The 26,334-nt window shown below is 47.0% G+C and carries 18 protein-coding genes; 14 read left to right on the top strand and 4 right to left on the bottom strand.

Annotated features, from left to right (window positions below):
- Position 1 precedes the first annotated feature (1 nt).
- The 11 genes from IEY34_RS27095 (at position 2) to gyrA (ending at position 19,430) form a co-directional block, all read left to right on the top strand.
- Positions 2-2,722: an S-layer homology domain-containing protein gene (locus IEY34_RS27095; RefSeq protein ID WP_189017765.1), complete on the top strand. Its 2,721-nt coding sequence runs from the start codon at positions 2-4 to the stop codon at positions 2,720-2,722.
- Between the two features lie 195 nt (positions 2,723-2,917).
- On the top strand, positions 2,918-3,589 hold the full coding sequence (nth, locus tag IEY34_RS27090) for an endonuclease III (protein WP_189017763.1): 672 nt from the start codon (positions 2,918-2,920) through the stop codon (positions 3,587-3,589).
- Between the two features lie 26 nt (positions 3,590-3,615).
- Positions 3,616-3,891: an NAD/NADP transhydrogenase alpha subunit gene (locus IEY34_RS27085; protein WP_189017760.1), complete on the top strand. Its 276-nt coding sequence runs from the start codon at positions 3,616-3,618 to the stop codon at positions 3,889-3,891.
- A gap of 87 nt (positions 3,892-3,978) precedes the next feature.
- Positions 3,979-7,680 (top strand): dynamin family protein, encoded by a 3,702-nt coding sequence (locus IEY34_RS27080; RefSeq protein WP_189017758.1) that lies wholly within the window; start codon positions 3,979-3,981, stop codon positions 7,678-7,680.
- Between the two features lie 266 nt (positions 7,681-7,946).
- Positions 7,947-9,788 (top strand): ABC transporter ATP-binding protein, encoded by a 1,842-nt coding sequence (locus IEY34_RS27075; protein ID WP_189017755.1) that lies wholly within the window; start codon positions 7,947-7,949, stop codon positions 9,786-9,788.
- A complete protein-coding gene (locus tag IEY34_RS27070; protein WP_229757862.1) occupies positions 9,785-11,632 on the top strand; it encodes an ABC transporter ATP-binding protein in 1,848 nt (615 codons plus the stop codon). Before IEY34_RS27075 ends, IEY34_RS27070 begins: the two co-directional genes overlap by 4 nt.
- 497 nt (positions 11,633-12,129) lie before the next feature.
- Positions 12,130-12,945: a GDSL-type esterase/lipase family protein gene (locus IEY34_RS27065; protein WP_189017752.1), complete on the top strand. Its 816-nt coding sequence runs from the start codon at positions 12,130-12,132 to the stop codon at positions 12,943-12,945.
- Positions 12,946-12,957: 12 nt separating this feature from the next.
- A complete protein-coding gene (locus tag IEY34_RS27060; RefSeq protein WP_189017749.1) occupies positions 12,958-13,923 on the top strand; it encodes an ABC transporter ATP-binding protein in 966 nt (321 codons plus the stop codon).
- A 15-nt stretch (positions 13,924-13,938) separates the two neighbouring features.
- Complete coding sequence (locus IEY34_RS27055) at positions 13,939-14,931, top strand: ABC transporter permease (RefSeq protein ID WP_189017746.1); 993 nt, start codon at positions 13,939-13,941, stop codon at positions 14,929-14,931.
- Between the two features lie 65 nt (positions 14,932-14,996).
- Complete coding sequence (gene parE, locus IEY34_RS27050; RefSeq protein WP_189017743.1) at positions 14,997-16,964, top strand: DNA topoisomerase IV subunit B; 1,968 nt, start codon at positions 14,997-14,999, stop codon at positions 16,962-16,964.
- 24 nt (positions 16,965-16,988) lie between these two features.
- Positions 16,989-19,430, top strand: a complete 2,442-nt coding sequence (gyrA, locus tag IEY34_RS27045) for a DNA gyrase subunit A (RefSeq protein WP_189017740.1) — start codon at positions 16,989-16,991, stop codon at positions 19,428-19,430.
- Here gyrA and IEY34_RS27040 read toward each other — a convergent pair.
- Entirely contained in the window at positions 19,421-19,588 is a 168-nt protein-coding gene (locus tag IEY34_RS27040) for a hypothetical protein (protein WP_189017738.1), read from the bottom strand. The two genes, gyrA and IEY34_RS27040, sit on opposite strands and share 10 nt — an antisense overlap.
- A gap of 260 nt (positions 19,589-19,848) precedes the next feature.
- On the opposite strand from IEY34_RS27040, the gene IEY34_RS27035 reads away from it, so the two are divergent.
- Positions 19,849-20,253, top strand: a complete 405-nt coding sequence (locus IEY34_RS27035) for a MarR family winged helix-turn-helix transcriptional regulator (protein ID WP_189017847.1) — start codon at positions 19,849-19,851, stop codon at positions 20,251-20,253.
- Between the two features lie 32 nt (positions 20,254-20,285).
- Here the strand turns inward: IEY34_RS27035 and IEY34_RS27030 are convergent, their stop codons facing one another.
- Genes IEY34_RS27030 through IEY34_RS27020 form a run of 3 tightly spaced genes read right to left on the bottom strand, consistent with a single transcriptional unit; the run spans position 20,286 to position 23,050 of the window.
- Entirely contained in the window at positions 20,286-20,999 is a 714-nt protein-coding gene (locus tag IEY34_RS27030; protein WP_268240185.1) for an RluA family pseudouridine synthase, read from the bottom strand.
- A 1-nt stretch (position 21,000) separates the two neighbouring features.
- Entirely contained in the window at positions 21,001-21,867 is an 867-nt protein-coding gene (locus IEY34_RS27025; protein WP_189017733.1) for a class I SAM-dependent methyltransferase, read from the bottom strand.
- Between the two features lie 55 nt (positions 21,868-21,922).
- On the bottom strand, positions 21,923-23,050 hold the full coding sequence (locus IEY34_RS27020; protein ID WP_189017730.1) for a peptidylprolyl isomerase: 1,128 nt from the start codon (positions 23,048-23,050) through the stop codon (positions 21,923-21,925).
- A gap of 177 nt (positions 23,051-23,227) precedes the next feature.
- Here IEY34_RS27020 and glgB point away from each other — a divergent pair, with 177 nt between their 5' ends.
- Positions 23,228-25,237, top strand: a complete 2,010-nt coding sequence (gene glgB / locus IEY34_RS27015) for a 1,4-alpha-glucan branching protein GlgB (protein WP_189017727.1) — start codon at positions 23,228-23,230, stop codon at positions 25,235-25,237.
- Positions 25,180-26,328, top strand: a complete 1,149-nt coding sequence (locus IEY34_RS27010) for a glucose-1-phosphate adenylyltransferase (protein WP_189017724.1) — start codon at positions 25,180-25,182, stop codon at positions 26,326-26,328. Before glgB ends, IEY34_RS27010 begins: the two co-directional genes overlap by 58 nt.
- Positions 26,329-26,334 lie beyond the last annotated feature (6 nt).

Raw genomic sequence — 26,334 nt, 5'->3', positions numbered from 1 at the left:
GATGAAAAATAAGAAATTGGCTAGTGCAATTGTAAGTTCGTTGATCGTAACAAGCTTGGCGGGAACACCGGCATTGGCGGCAGAACCTACACAGACAACACAAACGGGTGCAACGACTGTTAAAACTTCATTTCCTGATGTGAGTTCGGATTATTGGGGTATTCGTCATATATCCAAACTGGCTCTGGAAGGCATTATTGATGGATTTGAAGACGGTGCTTACCGTGCCGAGAATTCCGTTACACAGCAGGATGTATTGATTATGGCCACTCGGATGATGGGTCTGCAAAGCGAAGTCGATGCCATGACAACGTCAACAGTTTTCCCTGATTTCATGCTTGTAGATAATTATGCTCGTAATTATGTAGCTATCGCCCTTCAAAAGGGACTCATTTCCAATGAGGCAGAGAAAGAAAGAAGCGCCAGCGAGAAGTCCAAAGACAAATGGGGTCAAAGAAAAGCAACGAGAGAATGGGTTGCAGAAGTCGTCATCCGTGCGATTGGCAAAGCTTCCTTGGCGCAGAGTTTATCATCGACAACAACGGCGTTCAAAGATAACAGCACGATCAGCAGTACTACGCTTGGATATGTCAATGCAGCCGTCGCGCTCAAGATCGTTGACGGGTTTGAAGATGGCACTTTTCAACCCAAAGGGGCTGTGACACGCGCGCAAATGGCGGCATTTTTGAGCCGTTCGCAAAAGGAATTAGTGAATTTGCCTTCACGTGTCAAAAAAGGCTATTTGACTTCTTTAACAAGCGGCAGTATTGGTCTTATGGATAAAGATGGCAATACGAGTACATATAAACTGTCCTCTAACGCAGTATTCTATGGCAACAAGAACGATACGGCAATTGCAGCCAAGACACTGGAAGAAACGTACGAAGTGTCCATCGTTCAAGTTAACGGCACGGCCTATTACGTTGAGATTCTGAGCGATGAGTTGCAGTTGGATATTAAAGAAGGCAGCTTGCTCAAATTAAACTTGTCAACAATGAAAGCAACGTTGGATGACTATGAGAGTTATGATTTGGCATCCGATGTAAGCGTAACTGACGCGCAAGGGCGCGGTCTCAGTTTAGGGGATGTTGTGGCAGGCAGCAAGATTCAATTGCGAAAAAGCAAGATTGTGAAGACAGATAAATATACATCCATTATTGTCAAACAAGTTCCTGTAAACAAAACGTCAACAGGCGCTATTCAAACATTGAACAAAGATGCCTTGCAAGTTACCATTTTGGAAACAGCTTCGGGACAAGCGGAAACATATAGTTTCTCAAGCAGCCTGATTGCCACTTTGGCGGATAACACACTGGTGGATATCAATTCCCTGCATGTAGGAGATACCGTTGATTATACGGTGAAGAACAACGAAGTCGTGAAAGTCGTTGTTAAAAAGCAAGCGGATGTTGGCGTAAGCGTGGAGGGAACACTTAAGGGTTTAAGCGATGACAAGACCTTCCTTACCATTACTAAGGCGACTGGCTCCGCATTAGCTGCATATTTACTTGCAGATAATGTTCGAGTTCAAATCAATGGTTTAGCAACGGCTAGCATTTATGATATTGCTTCTGGAGATCAACTTAAACTTGATGTGTTGAATAACAAAGTCACCTTAATAACAGTAACGAATCGTTCGATTGATAATCTCTACTTTGCCAAGATTGACAGTTACAATAGCACATCCAAATTATTGACAGTCATTGATAATACGGGGAATCCACATGCTTATAAATTAACGGATACAGTATCAATTTCCTATGCGGGAACATCACTTCCATTCACAAGCTTTGGCGGAACATTCACAGCTGGGAAATATGTGGATTTGTTGGTTTCCAAAAATACTGTAACACAAATTAAAATGTCCACGCAGTTGGACGGGTCATTAACGCAATTGAATTTGCAAACGAATGACATCACTTTGAAAACAGATAGCGGTCAAAACCTAACGTTCAAACTGACGTATGCGCCGCAAGTAGAGCTTGCTAATAAGCCGAACAGCACGCTTTCTGATTTAAAAGTGGGGGATAATGTTAGTTTGCTTCTCAGCTTCGATCAAGGGATTGTAACGAAAATTGTTACAAGCAAGACAGCACTATATAAAACTGCACTCATTAATGTGAATAGCAAACAATTGACGGTCACGGATGAAGCCAATACGACTTATGCCATTTCTTTAGATGGTGTGCCGATTGTCAAAGCGGATCAAACCGTTGGAACGTTGTCCGATTTTGCCATTGATGACTATGTGAAACTGACGTTTAAAGGGCTTGTCGTAGTGAAAGCAGAAATCATTTCTCCGATTCGCGGTAAAGTCACAGCCGTGAATGCAGCGAGCACAAGTTTAACGATTCAGGACTTCTCAGGCAAAAATCAAGTTATTAATGCAGGCAGCAACTATGGGGTTAAATTGAATGGCGGCTTGGATTGGAGTTTCTCTTCCATCAAAGTGGGGGATCGTGTTCAAGTGATGAAAGATGCGAGCGATAAAGTGCTCATTCAAGTTGCCGTGGCTTCCAAACGCGAAGTGGACAACTACAACAATATCGTCAACCAATTTATTTTCAAAACGACAACATCGAGTGACAAAACAGCTTATAATATTTTCCCGCGAGCTTATTATCATAAAGGGACTGAGCTTGTGGCGCCAACCTCTTTTGTGAGCGGTGATATTGTTACAATCTACGTCCTGGATAACAAACTTGTTGAGATTGAAAAATAGGTTTTGAACAAAACAGCAAGCTCATCCGTCTGTAAGTTAGGAGCTTTTCTCCTGCTGCAGGCGGTTTTTTATTCATTTTAAAAATAAATATGGCATTTTTTTAGAAAATGTTCGCATTTTGACGCTTTCAAGCATTGATTCTACCCGCACAATTCGATAAACTGGAGAATATTACGTCCCTAAGGAAGTAAAGACATGACGCAGAAAATCGTAAGGCATATTTTGGACACCATAGCTGAACTTTTTCCGGATGCACATTGCGAGCTGCGCCATAGTAATCCGTTCGAACTCACGATTGCTGTTTTGTTGTCAGCGCAATGTACCGATGAAACCGTCAACAAGGTGACATTGGATTTATTTCAGAAATATAAGACGCCTGAAGATTATTTGGCAGTTCCCTTGGGGGAGCTTGAGCAGGATATTCGTCGGATTGGACTATTTCGAAATAAGGCAAGCCATATTCAGAAATTGTGTCAGCTGTTACTGGACAAGTTTGATGGAGAAATTCCCCAGAAGCACGAGCAATTGGTCGAGCTCCCTGGTGTAGGCCGTAAAACGGCGAATGTCGTGGTATCGAACGCATTTGGTGTTCCTGCGATTGCCGTTGATACGCATGTCGAACGAGTGGCCAAACGATTAGGCCTGGTAGGTTGGGATGATTCGGTGCTTGAAGTTGAGAAGAAGCTGATGAAGAAGGTGCCCAAGGAAGAATGGACACTGACGCATCATCGTTTGATCTTCTTTGGCCGTTATCACTGCAAAGCACAAAACCCGATGTGCACGGTATGTCCGCTATTGGATATATGCCGTGAAGGGAAGAAGCGTATGAAACCAGGCGCAATTAGGAAAACTATTACAAACAAATGATATGCAGACAAAGGATGGGATTTGAAATGAAATGCATCGCCGTATACACGAATAGCTTCGAATTGTTCTCTGATATTTTTGAGCAAGTGATTAATACACCATTAGCTGATAACGAAGAAAAAGTCATAGAAGGTGTTACTGTCAGTGAATCTGGTGAGGTTCCTCAGAACTACATAGACAAAATGAAAACAAAAACTGAAGTCGTCGTTATGAAGGTCAAAGATTCCGATATCACGATCTTGCAGCACCGTGACGTTTTTGAAATTTTCTTGCCGGAAAAAGAAAAAGCCGTTATCTCCTAAATGAAAAATCTCCCTCTGGGAGATTTTTTTCTGTACGTTAAGGGGTCGCAATAGGCTGAAATGTTGAATAAGGAGCGGAATGTACGAATGACGCAAGCGATAGATACAAGCATCTCGGTTATGCCGGATGCGATGAAGAAGATGCAGGTCGTTTTGCAAACGACCGGGGATCACGATAATGCGAATAAGTTAGGACAATTACTCGATAAATTGCACACTGATCGAATGAATATTGCGTTCTGTGGCCATTTCTCAGCGGGGAAATCAACCCTGATTAACCAACTTTGCGGGCATACTTTACTGCCTTCAAGTCCCATTCCAACCAGCGCCAATATCGTAAGTATTCGCAATGGGGCACCTGGAGCACACGTAAGTCACCGGGTAAGAGGCGAGGGCGCTGCCCAGCAAGAAAAACAAACAACCATCGCTTTGGATGAATTGGATGCCTATTGCGTGAACGGCACAGATATTGAAACTGTAGAAATTACGTATCCGATCTCATTTTTAGGCGAGCATACAGCTTTGTTGGATACGCCGGGAATTGATTCAACGGATGATGCGCATCACCAGTCGACGGAGTCGGCTTTGCATTTGGCAGACGTTGTTTTCTATGTGATGGATTACAATCATGTGCAGTCTGAAGTCAACCTTGCCTTCACGAAGAAAATGAAGGAGTGGGGCAAACCGCTCTATCTTATTGTCAATATGATTGATAAGCACAAGGAATGGGAGCTGCCTTTCACACAGTATCAAGAAGGTACGAAGCAAGCCTTTCTTAGCTGGGGCATTGAACCGGACGGCCTGCTGTTCGTTACGATGAAGGAGCCGAGCCATCCGCATAATGAGTATGCGAAGCTGCAATGGCTCCTCAGCCGTTTGATTGAGCGCGGTGATGCGCTGCGCAGCTTCAGCATCGACGCCTCCGCGCGCTATCTGGCTGCTGAGCACGGCAAGTGGTTGGCTGAGGAGCATGAGCCGCAGAAAGCGGAGCTCATGGAGAGGATCAGCCAGGAAGGCGACGTGCAGGAGGTTCAGACAACAGCTGCTGCCAAGCAGGAGGAGCTGAAGGTACTGCAAGGCTTGCCGGAAGCATTGACGGCGAGCCTGCGCAAGGAGGTTGGCATGATCATTGAGAATGCCAACATTACGCCGGCCTTGACTCGGGATCAGGCTCACGCCTATTTGGAGAGCCGCAAGCCGGGGTTCAAGGTAGGTTTCTTCTCGCGGGCCGCACAGACGGCTGCGGAGACCGAGAAACGGCTAACGGCGTTTCAGGCGGACTTGGCTGAACAGGTGGAAGCGCAGCTCGACTGGCATCTGCGCGATGCTTTGAAGAAGGCAGCGCAAAGCCAGGGGCAATACGATCCAGCGCTAATCGCGCAGATCGAAGCTTTACAGGTTGTTGTGACGACGGAATGGCTCGGCGCACAAGTGAATGCCGGCGCTACCTTTGGCGGCGAATATACGTTGAATTACATGAAGCAGATTGCTGCTGATATGAAGCAGCAGTACCGCAAACAGGCGTTTGCGGTGATTGATCTGCTCGCGGCTGCTGTGCGCGAGCACTCCGTGCCAGCCGCAGCTTCGCTCGCGGCAGAGCTTGAGGCGCTTGGCATTCGCCTAAGCGCCTACAGGGAACTGCAGCGCCTCGAGGAATCCGAGGCGGCGGCAGAAGCCCAGCTGCTGCGCATGGCCAGCTGGCCTAGACCGACTGCGCCGGCGCTGCCGGACGCGCAGCAGTTCACCCCCCTGGAGGAGACGGCCGCCGCCCCGCTGAGCGGGGCGCTGGCCGCGACCTCCCTGGATAAGATCCTGCAGGCCGCCGCCACGGCTTCGGCGGCCGCAGGCGTCAAGGCTGCCCCTGTGGAGGCAGCCGCGTCCGCGCCTACCGCGTTCACCTCGGGTGAACACGGCAGGCGCATGGAGCGCAAGGCCGCCGACTTGCAGGCGGCCTCCACGCTCATCGACGGGTTGCCGTCGATGCGGTCGATCGCGCGCGCCATGCGCGAGAAATCCGAACGTCTGCGGCAGCGGACGTTCACGATTGCGCTGTTCGGCGCCTTCAGTGCCGGCAAATCTTCTTTCGCCAATGCTTTAATTGGCGAAAGAGTGCTGCCGGTCTCGCCGAACCCAACGACGGCGGCGATCAATAAGATCATGCCGCCGCAAGAAGGTTGGCCGCATGGCACAGCCAAGGTGAAGATGAAGAAAGCGGACGCTATTGAGCAGGATGTGCTCTATTCACTTGACATACTCGGCGTGCCAGCCGCAGATATGACATCCGCATTGAAACGAATAAGCGCCCTATCGCCAACGGACGTTACAGCCAAAGGGAAGCCGCATTACTCCTTTTTGAAGGCGGTAGAGAAAGGCTGGTCACTTGCGCATAATCAGTTAGGCCAAGAGTTGCGGATTACCAAAGAAGATTTTCCAGGCTATGTTGCGGATGAATCCAAATCCTGTTTTGTTGAATTTATCGAATTATATTACTCCAATCCGTTAACCGATCAAGGAATCATCTTCGTGGATACGCCGGGGGCAGACTCTATCAATGCTCGACATACAGGGGTAGCTTTTAATTATATTAAGAACGCCGATGCCATATTGTTCGTGACCTATTACAATCACGCGTTTTCACAAGCGGACCGTGAATTCCTTTTACAGCTTGGACGTGTGAAAGATAGCTTTGAAATGGATAAAATGTTCTTCATTGTGAATGCGGCCGATCTGGCGGCAAGCACGGAGGAACTCGATGGCGTAATTAAGCACGTGGAAACGAATTTAGTCCAGCATGGCATCCGAAATCCGCGGATCTACCCGATCTCCAGTTACTTGGCGGCCGAAGGGAAAATAAAAGGGAATGAAGAACTGGTTGTCCAATCAGGGATTCAACCTTTTGAACAAGAATTTGTCAAGTTCACATTCAACGAGCTTAGCGAAGTGGCGATTCATTCCGCCAATTTGGAGCTGAATCGTGCTATTGCTACCATGCAGCAATGGTTGGAACGCGCCCAATCCGGCGAGGAACAACGGAAAATGCAGTTGACTCAGCTGCAGAAGGATGAGCAAACCGGGGCTGATCTCGTTGCCCAAACATGGTTTGATGCCGACATCAAAGAACTGAAAAAAGAAATCCAGGAGCTTTTATACTATGTGAAGCAGCGGACGACATACCGATTTGGCGAGCTTTACAATTATGCCTTTAACCCTTCTACGTTCCGTGATGAGGTCAGAGATCCCAAGCAAGCCCTTCAGTCCGCGTGGAATGAATTGCTGCGCATGATTGGGTACGACTTGTCGCAAGAAGTATTGGCAACGACGCTTCGGGTTGAGAATCGCATGAATGCGATCAGCGGCAATCGAGTCAAACGCTGGGAGGAGCAGCTTCGTCAAGTCATGGATGGTTACGAAAGCGGCGTGTATGAATCAACAGCATTCGTTACACCTGAAATATCAGCGAAGCTGGAAGTCCCGGAGATTACACTCAAGCTGCTGCAAAGTCATTTCAAAAATCCCAAGCAATTCTTCGAGGGCGATGGCAAGAGCAAACTGCGTGCCGATTTGGAAAATCGCGTTCAAGCGCCTGTCGCACACTTTATGGAGCTCCGAACGTTGGAACTTGAAGAGGCTTATGCCAATCAATTGGACAACTGGCTGCTTGAGCAGAAGACGCGGATGCTTGGACAGTGGCAAGAGCATGCGGAGGGAATGCGCGATGCGCTTGAAATGAAGATCGATTTAGACGAACTTATATCCAAACAGCATCAATTAAAAGGCTTTGTATCTTGAAAAATCTAAAGGTTGGCTCTGTTCTCAGGAACTTGGCCAACCCTTTTTTTTGTATCGTCATGTAAGGGTTTACATTGGCGGTTATCGGGATGATTTTAAAGAATAGGGGGGATTCCTGCAAGATTTTGTGAAGTTATGGTCTATTAAGCGTATATATCCTGTTTTCCTCTGATTGCTCGCTCCTAGTGATGGTGTTAAGATTCATTAAGTATTAAAACGCTTACCTAGCTTTTCCAAATTATCCTTCTGAGGAGGGGACACCCGACGTGGATGTGTTCAGGCAACTGAAGCCGTATTTCTGGCCAGAAAGAAAGTTATTTTTCGGAGCAATTTTATGTTTAGCAACGGCAACTGCGCTTGGTCTCGTGTATCCGAATTTACTCAGGTATTTAATCGACGACGTGATTGCCAAGAAACAATTCGAGCTCGTTCCCAAGTTAGCCTTAGTGGTCGTGCTGGTTGTTTCAATGAAAGGGATTTTTCAATTTCTACATGGGTTGTGTGGGGGAAGATTAGGTAATCGTGTTGCCTATCACTTACGGAATGCGCTCTACAACAAACTTCAGTACTTATCTTTTCAGTATTATGATCAGGCTAGAACCGGCGATTTGATGTCGCGGATGACAGCGGATTTGGAAGGCATTCGACAATTTATCGGTTTTGGTTTTGCACAGCTATTGAACGTTGTTTTAATGCTTGTTTTCGGGATGGGCATGATGTTCTCGATCAACTGGAAACTAGCGCTTCTAACGATGATTACGATGCCTTTTCTGGCATTTACCGCCATTCGCTTCGAAGGTAAAATTCACCCGGCTTTCCGGATGGTTCGACAATCGCTGAGTACAATGACGACAGCGGTTCAAGAAAATATCACAGGCGTGCGGACCGTCAAGTCATTTGCCCGCGAGTCGCATGAGGTAACGAAATTCTCAGCGCGAAATGAAGATTACAAAACGATGAACATCGAAACTTCCGGGATATGGGCCAAATATTTTCCGATTATGGAAATCCTAGCGAATCTGAGTGTCGTCATCTTGCTTGGCGCAGGCGGATATATGGTCATTCAGGACACGATCACACTAGGCGAATTGGTAGCTTGCTTCAGCTTAATCTGGTACATCATTGGACCTATGTGGGGATTGGGTTTTCATATCAATAACTTTACCCAAACGAAAGCTTCCGGCGAGAAGATTCTGGAAATCCTGCATCAGTACATGCATGTGAAAGATCAACAAGATGCCTTGGCTTTGAAAAAGGAAGAGGTTCAAGGACATGTGCGCTTTGATCATGTGACTTTCGCTTATCCCGAGAAACAGCCTGCGCTTTATGATTTTACCGTAGACGCGCCTCCAGGATCGGTTATCGGTCTGCTGGGGAGTACGGGGTCAGGCAAAACGACAGTGATTTCCTTGCTCATGAGAGCGTATAACGTCAAAGAGGGTCAGGTTCAACTAGATGGTAAGGATATTCGTTCGTTGCAACTAGAATCCTATCGCAATCAAATCGCAACGGTATTTCAAGAAACGTTCTTATTTTCTTCGACAATTCGCAACAATATCGCCTATGGACGCAAAGAAGTGTCGATGGAAGAGATCATTCGGGCGGCCAAATTATCCAAAGCTCATGATTTCATTATGGAACTTCCAGAAGGCTATGATACTGTTGTCGGCGAGCGTGGTTTGGGCTTGTCAGGCGGTCAGAAGCAGCGGATTGCCATCGCCAGAGCCCTGCTCAAAGATCCGAAAATTCTCGTTCTGGATGATGCAACGAGTGCTGTTGATATGGAAACCGAACATGAAATTCAAGCTGGATTCGGTGAAGTTATGAAAGGGCGTACAACCTTCATTATTGCCCACCGGATTTCTTCTTTGAAACATGCGGATGAAATTATTGTATTGGATAAAGGCCGCATTGTGCAAAGGGGCAAACATCTTGATCTGCTCCAGCAGGAAGGTCTTTACCGCCAAACGTATCAAATTCAGTACGCAGATCAACCTCCCAAAGCTATCGGTGACGAGCAAGCTGCTGCCGCTAAGGAAATAGACACAGAGTCAGTGACAGAGGCTCACAATCAAGTCATTGCGCAAGAAAGAAGGTTAGCACATTGAGTACGCATGCTAAGCAAGCCGATGCTTCTGACAATCAGGAACAGTCGCAAGATGGCCAACGCTTCGTCTATCAGGATGATGAATTAATTGACAAACCTTTTGATTGGGGTCAATTGAAACGTTTATTTAGCTACATGAAGCCTTACCGCAAGCAAATGCTGCCGATTATCATTGTGATGATGCTGGTTGGCGCGATCACGAAACTGACTGTTCCTTTGCTTATTCGTGAAGCGATTGATAAAGCTATCATCCCGAAAGATACCCATTTACTACTCATCATCGTTGGTATCATGTTTGCTGTTTATCTCATTCAATGGATTGCCAATACGTTTCGTATCAAGTATACGAATATGATTGGACAACGGGTCATATACGATCTGCGTCATGATTTATTCAGCCATATTCAGAAGCTTTCGTTCCGATTTTTTGATACAAGGCCTGCTGGATCGGTACTTGTACGGGTTACGAACTATGTGAATTCTTTGCAGGATTTGTTTACGAACGGTGTCGTTAACTTATTGATCGATGTTGTTCAACTGTGCGGTATTATTATTATCTTATTGACTTATAACTTCAAGCTAGGCGCTGCCATCATCGTGACAGTACCGATTATGTTCTTTATTTCTACTAAGCTGCGCAAAAAGATTCGTCATGCCTGGCAGGACGTTACCATGAAGCAATCTCGCTTAAATGCGCATTTGAATGAGTGTATTCAAGGGATTCGGGTGACCCAAGCTTATAGTCAAGAGAAAGCGAACATTCATTTCTTTACCAAAATGAACATGGTCAATCGGTTGTCATGGAACCGCGCTTCCATGCTCAACCAATCGTTCGGACCGATGATTGAGATTACTGGGGCGATCGGCTATTGCATACTGTTCTGGCTAGGCGCTCATCTCATTCAAACCGAAGAAATATCTGTAGGCTTGTTAGTTGCCTTTGCTACATATATCGGCTATTTCTGGGAGCCTATCACACGTTTGGGGCAAATGTATTCGCAGCTGCTTATCGCAATGGCATCCGCGGAACGTATTTTTGAATTTATGGATGAACAGCCTAGTGTGGCTGAGATCGACAATGCCAAAGCTTTGCCAAGCATTCAAGGTCATGTGAAATTCGAGGATTTGGTTTTTGAATACGAACCTGGCCGCCCAGCGTTGAATGGCATTCAACTGGACGTACAGGCTGGTCAGTCCATTGCGCTCGTCGGTCATACGGGGTCAGGCAAAAGTACCATTATGAACCTCTTGTGCCGCTTCTATGATCCGAATAAAGGAAGAGTCCTGATTGATGGTCAGGATATTCGCGAGGTAACGATTCAAAGTTTGCGCTCGCAAATCGGTGTTGTGCTGCAAGACACCTTTATTTTCTCGGGTACGATAAAGGAAAATATTCGTTTCGGACGTTTGGACGCAACAGACCGTGAGATTGAGGATGTAGCGAAGGCTGTGCATGCCCATGATTTCATTGCAGCGCTGCCGAATGGCTATGATACGGAAGTTCAGGAGCGCGGTAATGTGCTGTCCATGGGGCAGCGGCAATTGATTTCATTCGCCAGAGCGCTGCTTGCCAATCCGCGTGTGTTGATTCTCGATGAAGCGACGGCAAGTATTGATACGGATACAGAGTTGAAAATTCAAGAGGCGCTCAAGACGCTGCTGGCAGGTCGAACGTCGTTCATCGTGGCCCATCGCTTATCTACGATTCGCAATGCGGACAAAATCGTCGTGCTCGATCATGGCCGAATGATGGAAATCGGCAACCATGATGAGTTGATGAAAGAGCAGAAGATTTATTATGGCCTCATTCAAGCTCAGTATAAATTCCTGCAAGATGCGGTGTGAAGCAAGCGGAAGTCGATTAGCTGCTATGGCGGTTAATCGGCTTTTTTTAGCAAAATGTGTCATGATCGCGAGCTTGAGGGAACTACAGTGCGCTATAATTCTGAAAACCGCTATATTCCACGCCAGAGGGAACTACGATCCGCTATTGCACCATTTCCCGGTTGGAAACAGCAGATTCCGCTTACATAGCGGCTCTCAGTTCCCTTTCATGCTACGTTTACCCCATTTCCCGCCAGTTAGCGGATCAGAGTTCCTTTTCACACGACGCTCACTGTCATTGCAAAGCCCAAAGGGTACTAGGATCCGCTAGATGCGCGTGCCTATTCATCCCCTCGCCCAAATGTCCAAGAACCTAGCCGCAGGCTAGGTTTATAATACGATAAGCGCGAACGAACGATCTCTTTTTGAACGGATCTGAATTGTAACGTTTGCAAAATGAGGCAAGAAGCTATACTCTTAGAGTGAATTATGCCATTTATTCGCAGGAGGGGACTTCATTGAGATCAACTCGTTACATCTGGGGGGCAATTGGCCTAACCGCATCCATTTCCACGATTGTTTTCGCTGTAGGTTTTGCATATGCGGCGAATCAGATATGGTTCCCGAAAGCATCCGGGGATCTTAACATTGTTACAGCAGCTCCCAAAAAAGAAACGATGATTGAAAGTCGAAGCAAATTGCAAATTGTTGCACTCGGTGATTCTCTAACAGCTGGAACCGGCGATAATACTGGCAAAGGGTATGTAGGCCGTGTTCGCGAGAAGCTGGAGAAAGAAACAGGCAAACCGGTATTTGTGCTTAATAATTTAGCGATTCCAGGCTATAAGAGCGATCAGTTGTTGCAGGATCTTATGCTCAAAAAGACGCAAGATGCACTCGCTCAAGCGGATATTATTTTGCTGACGATCGGCGGGAATGATATTTTTGCCGGTGGGGAAGGTCTTTTTAGCGGTGAAAATCAGACTGAATTTAATCCTGAAGCGGCTGAGAAACGTTTGGGGCCTGCCTTACTCCAGATGGACAAGATTCTAAAGGCGATTAACCAAGCGAATCCTAAAGCTACCGTGCTCTATGTCGGTTTATATCATCCTTTCCTTGATTTGGATCCGAAAAAAGAAGGTTCATTAATCGTACAGCGCTGGAATAACCGTGTATTCGAATTGACGAATCAGTATCCACAAATGGTGATTGTCCCTACCTATGATTTATTTGAACAAAATTTGATCAAATATTTGTCATCGGCCGATCATTTTCATCCCAATGGTGACGGATATGAACGAATTGCTGATCGAATCGTACAAATTTTGAAATAGGGGGCGATGTAGATGAACGGATCAGGTGCAGCACCAACAACGGTTTTGTCGGTCAAGAATGTGAAGAAAAAGATCAAAAACAAAGAGATTATCAAAGGAATATCTTTCGATGTGTATGCGGGTGAGATTTTTGGTTTCTTAGGCCCGAATGGATCAGGCAAAACGACCACGATTCGAATGTTGGTCGATTTAATTCGTCCGACAGAGGGGTCGATCCAGATCTGCGGGTTTGACGTGCATAAGCAGCACGATCAAGCAATGCGTCAAGTGGGTTGTATTGTTGAGAATCCAGAGTTATATTCGTATCTAACCGGTTGGGAGAATTTAGAGCATTTCGCCAGAATGCTGCCGGATGTGGATCAGCAGCGAATCCAGGAGGTTGTCGAGATTGTCTCGATGGATCAACGGATTCATGATAAAGTACGCACTTACTCACTGGGTATGCGTCAGCGCTTGGGGATTGCCCAGGCACTGCTCGGGCGCCCCAGCTTATTGATATTGGACGAGCCTACGAATGGTCTGGATCCTCAAGGCATTAAGGAAATGAGGGAATTCATTCAGCGGCTGGCCGCAGATGGGTTGAGTTTGTTTGTGTCCAGCCATCTGCTTAGTGAAATTCAGCAAATGTGTGACCGGGTGGCGATTATTAGCCATGGCGAGGTGATTCAAGTCGGCGCTGTTCAGGATTTGATTGCACAAGGCGGTAAAGTGATCTGGACTGTGTCTCCGGCTGAACAAGCTGAGGGGCTTCTACTTGCGTCACCGCTCGTACATGCGGTTGAGCAAGTGGAACAGGAAGCTTCCGCACATGCACGAACATTGGGCAAACCAATCGTAACTCAGATGGACCAAGAACATGTTCCCGCGCTAAGTCGGCAATTGATGGAAGCAGGAATTAGCCTCTTTGCTGTAGAAATCAAAAATCCTACGCTGGAAGATTTGTTCTTGAGCCTAACCGAAGGTGAAACCATTCAATAGGGGAAGGTGAGAGAATTGCGTATTTTGGTGGATCTTGTCAAAAATGAATGTATAAAAATGATTAAGAAAAAACGCTTTTATGTCATCTTACTTATCCTGCTTGCGCTAATCCCTATGTTCACATATGCCCAGATGCGTGTGGCTCAAAATACACAGAAACAATTCGGGACGACCGATTGGAAAGCGGACCAACGCCAGAAGATTGCGGACTGGGAGAAGCGTTTAGGCTCAGCAAGAACACCGGATGAGTGGAAGCAGCAGCTGCGTGTTCAGATTCAGGTAGCTAACTATTATTTAGATAAAAATGTCGATCCAAGTTCACCGAATGCGGTGACATTTACCCGTGAATTTGTGAAAAATGCTGTCGGATTATTCATTCCATTGATCATCATGGTGATTTCCGCAGACATCGTATCGTCGGAGCATTCTACGGGGACTATTAAATTATTGTTGACAAGACCCGTCCGGCGATGGAAAATCCTATTGAGTAAATTAATTACAGTCGTCTTCTTTACTTCGCTAACCGTCCTGTCCACGGGCGTGCTCAGTTACTTAATTTCGGGGGTTGTCTTTGGCTATAATGGCTGGACGATGCCTGTATTTACCGGAATTCAGCTAACAGGATCAGATGTGGACTTTAGTCTGGTTCGTGCGGTAGATCAATGGTTCTTCCTTCTGATGGAGTTCGGGCTTGTCTGGTTCTCCGCCGTTGTGGTCGCCTTGATGTCATTGATGCTTTCGGTGTTAATCCGTTCTACAGCCGCTGGTATGGGGGTCATGCTAGCCGTGCTAATTTCAGGCACAATCCTTTCGAACATGGTGTCTTCCTGGGAAACCGCGAAATATTTGTTTATGGTTAATTTGGACTTAACCAAGTATTTGACCGGAGGCTTTCCGCCTATCAAAGGTATGGATTTGACGTTCTCGCTCAGTGTATTGAGTGTATGGGCACTGGTCTCGCTGATTGTTTCATTTACCGTTTTCTCGCGCAAAGATGTTTTGAATTAATGGATAAAAGAGGAGAGTCTTTGAATGGCTTCAAAGCTCCCTATATATAAAAAAGGAGGGCTTCAATGACTGAGCAGCTAGAATTTGCGAATGGAAAAGCCCCAACATCGGATTATGATGTGGATGATATACAGGTTCTCGAAGGTCTTGTCGCGGTTCGCAAAAGACCGGGGATGTATATCGGCAGTACCAGTGCTTCCGGCTTACATCATTTGATATGGGAGATCGTGGACAATGCCGTCGATGAGCATTTGGCCAAGCATTGCTCCAAAATTTCAGTCACGATACATAAAGATCAGTCCATTACGGTGCAGGATAACGGTCGTGGAATTCCTACAGGTATGCATAAGACAGGTGTTCCTACACCGCAGGTTGTCTACACCATTCTACATGCCGGAGGTAAATTTGGCGGTTCCGGTTACAAGAAATCAGGTGGGTTGCATGGCGTAGGTGCTTCCGTTACCAATGCGTTGTCGGAGTGGCTTGAGGTGGAAATCTACCGGGATAGCAAGGTGCATAAAATGCGCTTTGAATACTGGGTTGATGATAAGGGAATCGAGCATGTCGGGGAGGCAGTAACAGGCCTTGACGTAATCGGGAATACGAATCGTACGGGAACCAAAGTAACGTTCAAGCCTGACAAGCGGGTCTTCCAAGGCGGAACAACGATCAGTTACGATACGCTGGCTGAACGGTTGCAAGAGATCGCTTTCTTGAATTCAGGTCTTTTGGTCAATCTGAAGGACGAACGGACTGACAAGCTGGATTCTTTCCAGTATGAAGGCGGAGCAAGCCAATTCGTTGAGTTTTTGAATGAAGAGAAAACGGTGCTGCACCCTGTCATCCATTTTGCGTCCGAGAAAGATGACATTGAAGTCGAAGTGGCCTTGCAGTACAACGATGGGTATACCGAAACGATTGCCTCTTTCGTGAATGCGATCCCGACCCGCGGCGGCGGTACGCATGAGACAGGATTCAAGACGGCTTATACGCGTGTCATGAATGAATATGCCCGTAAAGCAGGAATTCTCAAAGAAAAAGAGAAGAACTTGGATGGTACCGATCTTCGTGAAGGCATGATGGTTGTTATCAATATCAAGATGGGCGATGTCGAATTCGTTGGCCAGACCAAGGATCAGCTTGGAAGCGCTATTGCACGAAGTGTTGTGGATGCGATTGTGACGGACAAAATGACGGTGTTTCTGGAGGAAAATCCCCAGATCGCCCAAATGATGCTGCGCAAAGCGGTACAAGCGTCCAAGGCGCGGGAAGCAGCCCGCAAAGCCCGCGAAGAAATACGCAGCGGCAAGAAAGGCAAGAGTGAAAGCTCGAACCTGAACGGCAAGCTGACGCCAGCTCAGTCCAAAGATTTGCAGCGCAATGAATTGTTTGTCGTGGAAGGCGATTCTGCCGGCGGATCTGCGAAGCAAGGACGTGATTCCAAGCATCAAGCGATTCTGCCGCTCAAAGGAAAACCGATGAATCCGGAGAAAGCCAAGCTGCTCGACATCATGAAAAATGAAGAGTACAAGGCTATTATTTCGGCCATTGGCGCTGGAGTCGGCTCTGAGTTTGAATTAGATGAGATGAATTACGGCAAGATTATTATTATGACGGATGCAGACACCGACGGCGCACACATTCAAGTGCTGCTGTTGACGTTCTTTTACCGTTATATGAAGCCTATGATTGATGCCGGGAAAGTATATATCGCCCAGCCTCCTTTATTCAAAGTGACCCGAAAAGGCAAGAATGGCGGACATCGATATGCATGGACCGATGAACAATTGCAAGTAGTTGTCAAAGAATTAGGCAAGAATACGGAATTACAGCGTTACAAGGGACTCGGCGAGATGAATCCCGATCAGCTGTGGGAAACTACGATGAATCCGGAGAGCCGGACACTCCTGCAAGTTCAGATTGAGGATGCAGCGAAAGCTGAGCGTCGTGTAACAACTTTGATGGGTGATAAAGTAGACCCGCGTAAGCGTTGGATTATCGAGAATGTCGATTTTACCGAATATGTAGAGTAGACCAAAAAGAGTGGTGACTGAAAGTTGAGCATGTTAGAAGAATTTTTACCAGCCTTTCTGGAGGAGATCGTTGGCGATCGCTTCGGGCGTTATTCCAAATATATTATCCAGGATCGTGCGATCCCGGATGTAAGGGACGGCTTGAAACCTGTACAACGACGCGTTCTATATGCGATGTATGATTCGGGGAATACCCCGGATAAACCGTACCGCAAATCGGCCAAAACGGTCGGTGATGTGATGGGGAACTACCATCCGCACGGCGATGCGTCTATTTATGACGGCATGGTGCGTATGGCTCAGCCCTGGAAAATGGGGCATACACTTGTCGACGGGCATGGCAACTGGGGTTCCCTCGATGACGATCCGCCGGCAGCCATGCGTTATACGGAGGCTCGTCTCTCGGAAATTGCGATGGAACTGCTGCGTGATATTGAGAAACGCACGGTAATGTTCAAAGATAATTTTGATAACTCCACGAAGGAGCCTGTCGTACTCCCGGCACGTTATCCGAATTTGCTGGTTAACGGTGTGAGCGGCATCTCTGCTGGTTTTGCTACCGAAATTCCACCGCATAATCTGCGTGAAATTATCGATGCATGCACAGCCATGATTGATAAACCGGAGATTACGGTTGAAGAGTTGATGGAGATCGTGAAGGGACCTGACTTCCCGACTTCGGGCATTATCATGGGCGAAGAAGGCATACGTGAAGCTTACCGCACGGGCAAGGGCCGCATTCATATTCGCTCCAAGACGGCGATTGAAGATATGCGCGGCGGCAGACAACAGCTTGTCATTACAGAGATTCCTTATCAAGTGGTCAAATCACGTCTTGTTACGGCGATGGAGAACATTCGACTTGAGAAGAAAATCGAAGGCATCGCAGAAGTCCGTGACGAAAGCGGTCGCAATGGACTGCGAATTGTTATTGAGTTGAAGAAAGAAGCCGATGCGCAAGGAATTCTAGCTTATTTGCTGAAGAAAACAGATTTGCAAGTGACCTATAACTTCAATATGGTTGCGATTGTGAATAAAGCGCCGCGACAATTAGGTTTCCGTGAGATTCTAGAAGCCTATATTGCGCATCAGAAGGAAGTTGTAACCTTCCGCTCACAATATGAGCTTGAGAAAGCGGAAGACCGTGCGCATGTGCTGGAAGGGCTAGTGAAAGCACTTAATATCTTGGACGAAGTGATTGCCACCATTAAAGCCTCCAAGAACAGACAGGATGCTCAAAATAATCTCGTCGACAAGTTCGGGTTCTCGGAGCGCCAAGCGGACGCGATTCTGGTTTTGCAATTATATCGTTTAACGAATTTGGAAATAACAACGCTGGAAAAAGAGTTGAAGGATGTCGAGAAGACGATTGCTTATTTGCGCGGCATTCTGGGCAGCTTGAAGAAATTAATGGGCGTTATCAAAGACGAAATGGGCGAAGTTCGCAAGAAGTATGGGATTGATCGCCGCTCCGAAATTCAGGGGGAAGTCGAGGAACTGAAGGTGAATCTGGAAGTTCTGGTTAATTCCGAAGACGTCTTGGTTACGCTGTCCAACGAAGGCTACTTGAAGCGGACGAGCAAGCTGTCATTCACGCGTTCAGGCGGGGAATTGGAGAACACGGGACTCAAAGAACGAGATTATCTCCGTTTCTTGCTGGATGTGAATACGATTGAGAATTTGCTGATCTTCACGAAGAAAGGGCAGTATTACTTATTGCCTGTCCATCAAGTGCCAGAGTACAAGTGGAAGGAAAACGGCACAGCGATCGTGAATGTCATACCGATAGCCAAAGAGGATCGGATTGTGAATGTGATTCCGGTCAAAGGCTTGGATGATCCGACGAAGTCACTCGTGTTCGTGACGCGCAAAGGTCAAGTGAAGCGAACCGAGCTGAAAGAATACATGACGAACCGTTCTAACGGTATCGTAGCTTGTAAGATCGGTGAGAATGACGAAGTGCTGCATGTGCATCTAAGTGACAACACCAAAGAAATTTTGTTGGTCACGAAGCAAGGCATGAGCATCCGTTTCCGCGAGGAGGAAGTGAACCCGATGGGCCGTGCAGCCGCGGGTGTGCGCGGCATCCAGCTCAAGGACGACGACGAAATCGTCGCTGCCGAGTGGATCTATGGGGATGAAGGGGAAGTACTCGTGATCTCGGACCTCGGGTATGCGAAGCGCTCCCTTGTTGTCGACTATCCGATTCAAGGACGCGGAGGGAAAGGTATTCTGACCTTCGAATTTAAGGAAGGCAAGCGTGTTAGACCTAACGGTGCTGCCTTAATCCGGACGTTTATCGTCAAAATGGATTATCTGATTACAGCGATTATGAGCAATGGCGAGAAGCTGCGTTTCTCCACGGAAACAGCTCCTCTGGAAGATCGCAAGTCGCAAGGAAAACAAATGATTCCGGTAACCAAAACGGAATCGATTATTGAAGTCCTGCGTTTTCCTCAATCATAACTGACGGTTGGCGGATCAAGTTTCTCGATAAGTTGAAAAGCAATTTCCAATAGGACCCACAGAGGCATCGGTTCGTCCAATCGATCCAGCCACTGTGGGTCTTTCAGTATGCCGGCTGCCATGGCTTTTTGGCCTAGCTCCATTTTCCAAGTTTCCATCCTAATCACTCCTTTGTTCTGTTTCCCGCTTATTACTATATGTCAATGCCCAGCAGGTTGTTAAAAGAAGTCGAAAGGCAGGAGGCCGCAGCGCAAGAAAAGACAAGGTTACCAAGGGCTCGACAACATGTCCTTTGAAGTCGCAGCATGTCCTACTTAGGCGCAGCTTTTGTCTGAAAATATTAATGGCATTAACCTTTAAACGAGCGAAAAGGCGTGCTATACTGGCATTAGGAGATGTTGGAAGCGAGTTGATGAGGATGTATTCCGATGAATTCGGAAAGCTATGGCTAAAATTATCCAAGGAATTAAAGAATCAAATGGAGGTAGGTTTAGCCCCTACCATTACAGAAGGGCAGCTGAATGTCCTGGAACTGCTTATGGCGCACGAGCGGATGAAGCCTTCGGATTTAAACGAATATTTATCCACCACGCCTGCGGCTGTCACAACATTATTAGACCGGATGGAAAAAGGTGAGTTGATTGCGAGGGAGCGGGATGAGAAAGACCGCAGAATCGTATGGGTCAATGTCACGACAAAAGGAAAGACGGAATGCGAGCGAGGCACGTTAATCCGAGAACAATTGTTGGATTCGTACCTGAGCCGCGTTTCCGCCCATAATCAGAAATTGCTTATTTATTTGTTAGGGAAGGTTGCCAACTAATAGCGATCCTTCCCTGAGAGGAATTTACCAATTTACAATTCCGGGATGGTAAATTCACTCCAAGGCCGCTGCACAGGCGGCAGCGACCGGAAGTGCATCAGCTCCTTGAGCGTTGGATGCTCGAAGGAAAGCGCCGTCGCCCACAGCGCGAGCTGCTGGCCGGGCTTGTTGACCGCGCTCCCGTAGCGCTGGTCGCCATAGAGCGTGCAGCCAATGGCAGCCAGCTGCACGCGGATTTGATGCGGCCGCCCGGTGTGAAGCTTGATCTGGATCAAGCTGAACCCGTCTTGGCTGCCGAGCAGCTTATAGTCCAGCACAGCCTCCTTGGCGTCCTGCTGGCCTTCTCTGACCACGCTAACGGTATTCGTGCGTGTGTCCTTCCAAAGCCAGTGTCGCAGCGTAGCGGACGGCTGCGGCGGCTTACCGTGCACGACAGCGACGTACGTCTTGTCGAGCTGTCTTGTTCTGACCGCGTCCGATAACCGTGACGCGGCTTTTGACGTTTTGGCGAAGACCATCACGCCGCCAACCGGACGATCAAGACGGTGTACAAGCCCGAGGTAGACGTTCCCAGGCTTGTTGTAACGCTGCTTGATATCGTCTTTCAGCGCAGTCAACAGATCCAGATCACGCGATTCATCTTCCTGCGTGGGCATGTTGACGGGCTTCTCAACCACAAGAATGTGGTTGTCTTCGAACAAAATCGGGATTTGAGATGCTCCCGAGACATCCTTCGATCGGCTCACGTTACGCCTCCCAGCGTCCCAGAATGCCGCACGGAAGCTTTAATCCGGAATTCGTAATCGGCAAGCCGATTTCTCCGCTGGAGATCGTGCCGCCATGCTTGGCTTTCATCGCCATGGACAAGATATTTTCAAGTACGGTTGACGAAATGCCTGTTGTATACGAGTTGATTAACAGGAATAACGGATCGTCCGTCAGAATCGTCTTGCACGTTTGGATGAAAGGGAAGAGATCATCTTCCAGTTTCCAAGTCTCACCATTAGGACCGCGTCCGTAAGAAGGCGGATCCATGATAATCGCATCGTATTTGCTGCCGCGACGCTGCTCTCTTTGGACAAATTTGAACACGTCATCCGTGATGAAACGAACGGGGCGGCTGCCCAACTCGCTAAGATGCAAATTCTCTTTGGCCCATTGCACGACGCCTTTGGAGGCATCCACATGACAAACCTCAGCCCCGGCATAAGCGCAGGCAAGCGAAGCACCGCCAGTGTAAGCAAACAGATTCAATACTTTGATCGGACGTCCAGCATTCTGGATCTTGTCGATCATCCATTTCCAGTTGACGGCTTGTTCTGGAAATAAGCCAGTGTGCTTGAAGCTGGTTGGCTTAATATAGAACGACAGCTTCTGGTCGTAAGTAATTGTCCAACGCTCAGGAAGTTCGGTGTTTTGCTGCCATTGTCCGCCGCCACTGGAACTGCGGTGATAATGGGCATCCGCTTCACGCCATTGCGAGGTTTCTTTTTCTAACGGCCATATAATTTGGGGGTCCGGTCTTCTCAGAACGATGGATCCCCAACGCTCCAGCTTTTCGCCGCCGCCCGTATCGAGAAGCTCATAATCTACCCAATCTTTTGCATAAAACATTGCTGTAATCCATCCTTCAACTTGTATACTTTAACAAACATCCATTGTACACCATTTATTGACTTAAATCGATATTTTCAATCAAGTCTTTCATTTCTTTGTCGGACAATTGTTGGAATTGTTCTTGCTCGAGTGCGGTTCTCAATTGCTCTTTGACGGCGTCAAAAGATTTCACGGATCTGCTGTCCACTTTAATCAAATGGTAGCCGAATTGCGATGCCACAGGTTCGCCAACGGTGCCAACCGGCTGCTCGATCGTGGCTTTCTTGAATTCAGGCACCCATTGATTCACATCAGCGTCCGCGTACAAGCCGCCTGTTTCTTTGGAACCTGGATCATCGGAATATTCTTTGGCCAGCTTCGCGAAGTCTTCCCCGTTTTTAAGTTTTTGCTGGACGTCTTTGGCAATTTTAAGCGCTTCTTCTTTGGTGCGCGTCTTGCTGGTATCCGTTCCTGCGTTGAGACCAATCAGGATATGGCGGACAGAAGCGATCGTGAATGCATTTTTATCGACTTTGAGGGAATCCTCATATTTGGCTTTTAATTGTGCATCTGTGATGCTGGATTTGATCACATTTTGCGCAGTAAGGTTGCCAACCAAGAAGTATTGGAGCTGAGTTTCCGTGACATTGACCTTTTTCAAATCTTCCTGAAATTTCGCGTCACCGAATTGTGATTTCCAAGCACTGACTTGCTTCGCAGCACCATCTTTGGCCGCACTTTGATCAGCCTCGGAAGATCTGCTGTACAGGATGCGATTTTGGATTAATTGAGTTACGATGCTTTTTTGATATTCGGGATCATCCTTGGCCGTGCTGTGGTTGCTATTAAAAAGCGCTTGCAGTGCAAAAAAGGTATCAAAGTCAGCTTTGGTGACGTTGCCGCCTTTATATGTAGCAATGATGTGATTCGGATTGTTGCCTACCCAGATCGTTTCGTTTGCTTCGTCCCATTCGACTTTTTTGCCAAGTGCTTCACTTACGAAGCGAAGGGGTACATAGGTAGTGCCTTCATACACGAAAGATTTGCCGTCCACAGGCGTTTTCTCAACACCATCAAACATGTACTTCAGGCTGCGGAAAGCCACTTCAATTTGGCTGCTTGCGGCGAAGGCGACAGTCCCGCTAATGAGGGAACCGATTGTCAAACCAACGATAAGTCCTTTTACTTTATCTTTCATCATTTTATTTCCACCTTTCGATTGAGTGTCGTTCTACTAATTCACCCGCGGCTGCGTATTTTCCTTTTTTTAATCTGAGGGAATTGAAGGAATTCTTTACCTGCTTGTTGTATTTGTAGAGTAAGTATTTTCTTACTGCACAGAGATTGGAACCAAAACGTTTGATTCAGGGAGGTTAACATGGGGGCAAATGTTGGTATACCCAGCTCAGAAGACTTATTTCTGCTTCATGAAGGTTCCCTTTACCAAAGCTATCGCATCCTAGGGGCACATGTGAGCAAGTTAGAAGGCCATGCAGGAGTACGCTTTACCGTATGGGCACCGAATGCCAAACAAGTTCATGTGCTTGGCGATTTCAATCAGTGGCTGTCGGGGATACATCCCATGGAGAAAGTAAGTTCACTTGGCGTTTGGATGGTCTTCGTACCGGAAGCAAGTGAAGGTGATTACTATAAATACGAAATTCAAAGTCAGACGGGTCAAATCATATTAAAAGCGGACCCCTATGCGTTTTGTTCGGAACTGCGTCCAGCTACAGCATCGCGTGTTGTGGATTTGGATGGCTATGCGTGGCATGATCAGAATTGGCAAGCGCAGAAGAAGGAAGTGCCGGCCTATAATAAGCCGCTTTCGATCTACGAAGTTCATCTGGGAACTTGGCGCAAAAAAGATCGGCATAACGTTGAAGAATTATATACCTATGATCAACTGGCAGACGAACTCGTGGATTATGCGGCAGAGATGGGCTACACCCATATTGAGCTGATGCCGCTGGCGGAGCATCCATTTGATCGTTCTTGGGGCTATCAAGCAACGGGTTATTATTCCGTTACGAGCCGTCACGGTTCTCCCCAAGCGTTCATGCGATTCGTTGATCGCTGTCACGCCAAGGGAATCGGCGTCATCATGGACTGGGTACCCGGTCACTTCTGCAAAGACAGCCATGGACTTCGCCAATTTGACGGCAAGCCGCTTTACGAATATGAAGATCCACGCAAAGCCGAGAAGCTGGAGTGGGGAACGCTGACGTTCGATTTCGGCAGACCAGAGGTTCAGAGCTTCCTCATCTCCAATGCCGTATTTTGGATGGATGTGTATCATATTGATGGGATAAGAGTTGATGCCGTTGCCTCCATGCTGCATTTGAATTTCGGAAGATGGAATGAGAAGCCGCTGATCAATCAGTGGGGCGGGGATGATAATCCGGAAGCGGTCGCTTTCCTGCGTAAATTGAATCAGGTCGTATTCTCTTACTTCCCCGATGCGCTGATGATGGCGGAAGATTCAACCGATTGGCCGCTGGTAACGGCGCCTGTTCATGATGGCGGACTTGGTTTCAACTATAAATGGAACATGGGTTGGATGAACGATATGCTTCGCTATATGAAGCTGGATCCCATCAACCGCAAATATCATCATAAGTTAATTACGTTTTCGTTCATGTACACGTTTAGTGAAAATTACGTACTCCCTTTTTCACATGATGAAGTCGTACATGGCAAACGTTCACTCTTACATAAAATGCCTGGTGATTACTGGCAGAAATTCGCAAATCTTCGTGTCCTCTACGGGTATATGTCGGGGCATCCTGGTAAGAAGCTGCTGTTCATGGGCAGTGAATTCGGTCAATTCGACGAATGGAAGGATCTCGAGGAAGTGGACTGGTTCCTCCTGGAGGATTATGAGAAGCATCAACAAATGCATCATTATGTGAAATCGCTCAATCAGTTTTATTTGAGCGAACCCGCGCTCTGGGAACTGGATCATTCGCAGGAAGGATTCCAGTGGATCAATCCGCACGATGAGAGTCAAAGTGTAGTGACCTTTATGCGCAAAGGGAAATCACCTGAAGATGATGTCATACTGATCTGTAATTTTACACCTGTCGTTCATCCTGATTACCGGATTGGCGTACCCAAGCATGGTGTCTATGACGTTATTTTCAACAGTGACGCGCCTGAATATGGCGGCTCTGGACAAGGAAATAAACTGCCGATTACGAGTGAACCCCGTCCATGGCATGATCTGAGCTATAGTTTATCCCTGTGTATTCCGCCGCTTGCGGCTGTTTATATAAAATGTAGTAGTGAATTCCAAACTGTGATTGACGAAGTTGAAGGGGGAAATCAGATATGCGCAGTAAAGAGTGTGTTGCCATGCTCCTCGCTGGAGGAGAAGGACGAAGATTAGGCGTTCTGACGAACAATTTGGCCAAGCCAGCCGTTCATTTTGGCGGAAAGTATCGGATTATTGATTTCACCCTTAGCAATTGCACGAATTCAGGAATCGACACCGTCGGTGTCTTGACCCAGTATCAGCCACTCGTACTCAACACGTATATCGGTATCGGCAGTTCATGGGATTTGGATCGCAAGTATGGCGGTGTCACCGTATTGCCTCCGTTCATGGAGCAAAAAGGCGGCGATTGGTACAAAGGGACAGCGAACGCCATTTACCGAAATATTGGATTTATCGAGCAGTATGATCCCGAATATGTACTGGTCATTTCAGGTGATCACATCTATAAAATGGACTATGATCTCATGCTTTCTTATCACAAAGAAAAACAAGCGGATGCATCCATTGCTGTAATTGAAGTGAAGTGGGAAGAAACGAGCCGTTTCGGCATTATGAGTGTCAATGATAAGCAAGAGATTACTGAATTTGCAGAAAAACCAAAAGAAGCGAACAGCAACTTGGCTTCGATGGGTATTTATATTTTTAATTGGAGCGTATTGAAAGCTTATTTGTTGGAAGATGAAGCGAATCCGAACTCCAGCAAAGATTTTGGCAAAGATATTATTCCTATGATGCTCAAGGATGAGGCCCGGATGTTCGCTTATCCGTTCCAAGGCTACTGGAAAGATGTCGGTACGATTGACAGCCTCTGGGAAGCAAATATGGATTTGTTGGATGATAAGAACGAACTGAACTTGAATGATAAAGACTGGCGTGTCTATTCACAGAATCCGTACCAACCGGCTCAGTATGTAGCCCCAACAGCGAACATTAAACGATCGCTTGTAAACGAAGGTTGTGCGATTTTTGGAGATGTCGATCATTCCGTTTTGTTTTTCGGTGTTCAAGTTGGCGAAGGCAGTCAAATCCGCGATTCCGTTATTATGCCTAATGCCAAAATCGGCAACAATGTAACAATCAACAAAGCGATTATCGGTGAAAATACGGTCGTTGAAGATGGTGCTGTCGTGGATGGCAACGGGGAAATAATACTCATTGGTGGCAATGAACGGGTTCCAGCGAATGCCATTCAGAAGGGATGATGTCAG

Source organism: Paenibacillus marchantiophytorum (assembly GCF_014640555.1).
In the GTDB taxonomy this organism is placed as follows: Bacteria; Bacillota; Bacilli; order Paenibacillales; family NBRC-103111; genus Paenibacillus_E; species Paenibacillus_E marchantiophytorum.
Note: the sequence above shows the minus strand (reverse complement) of the source record. Positions and strands in the feature narration are given on the sequence as shown.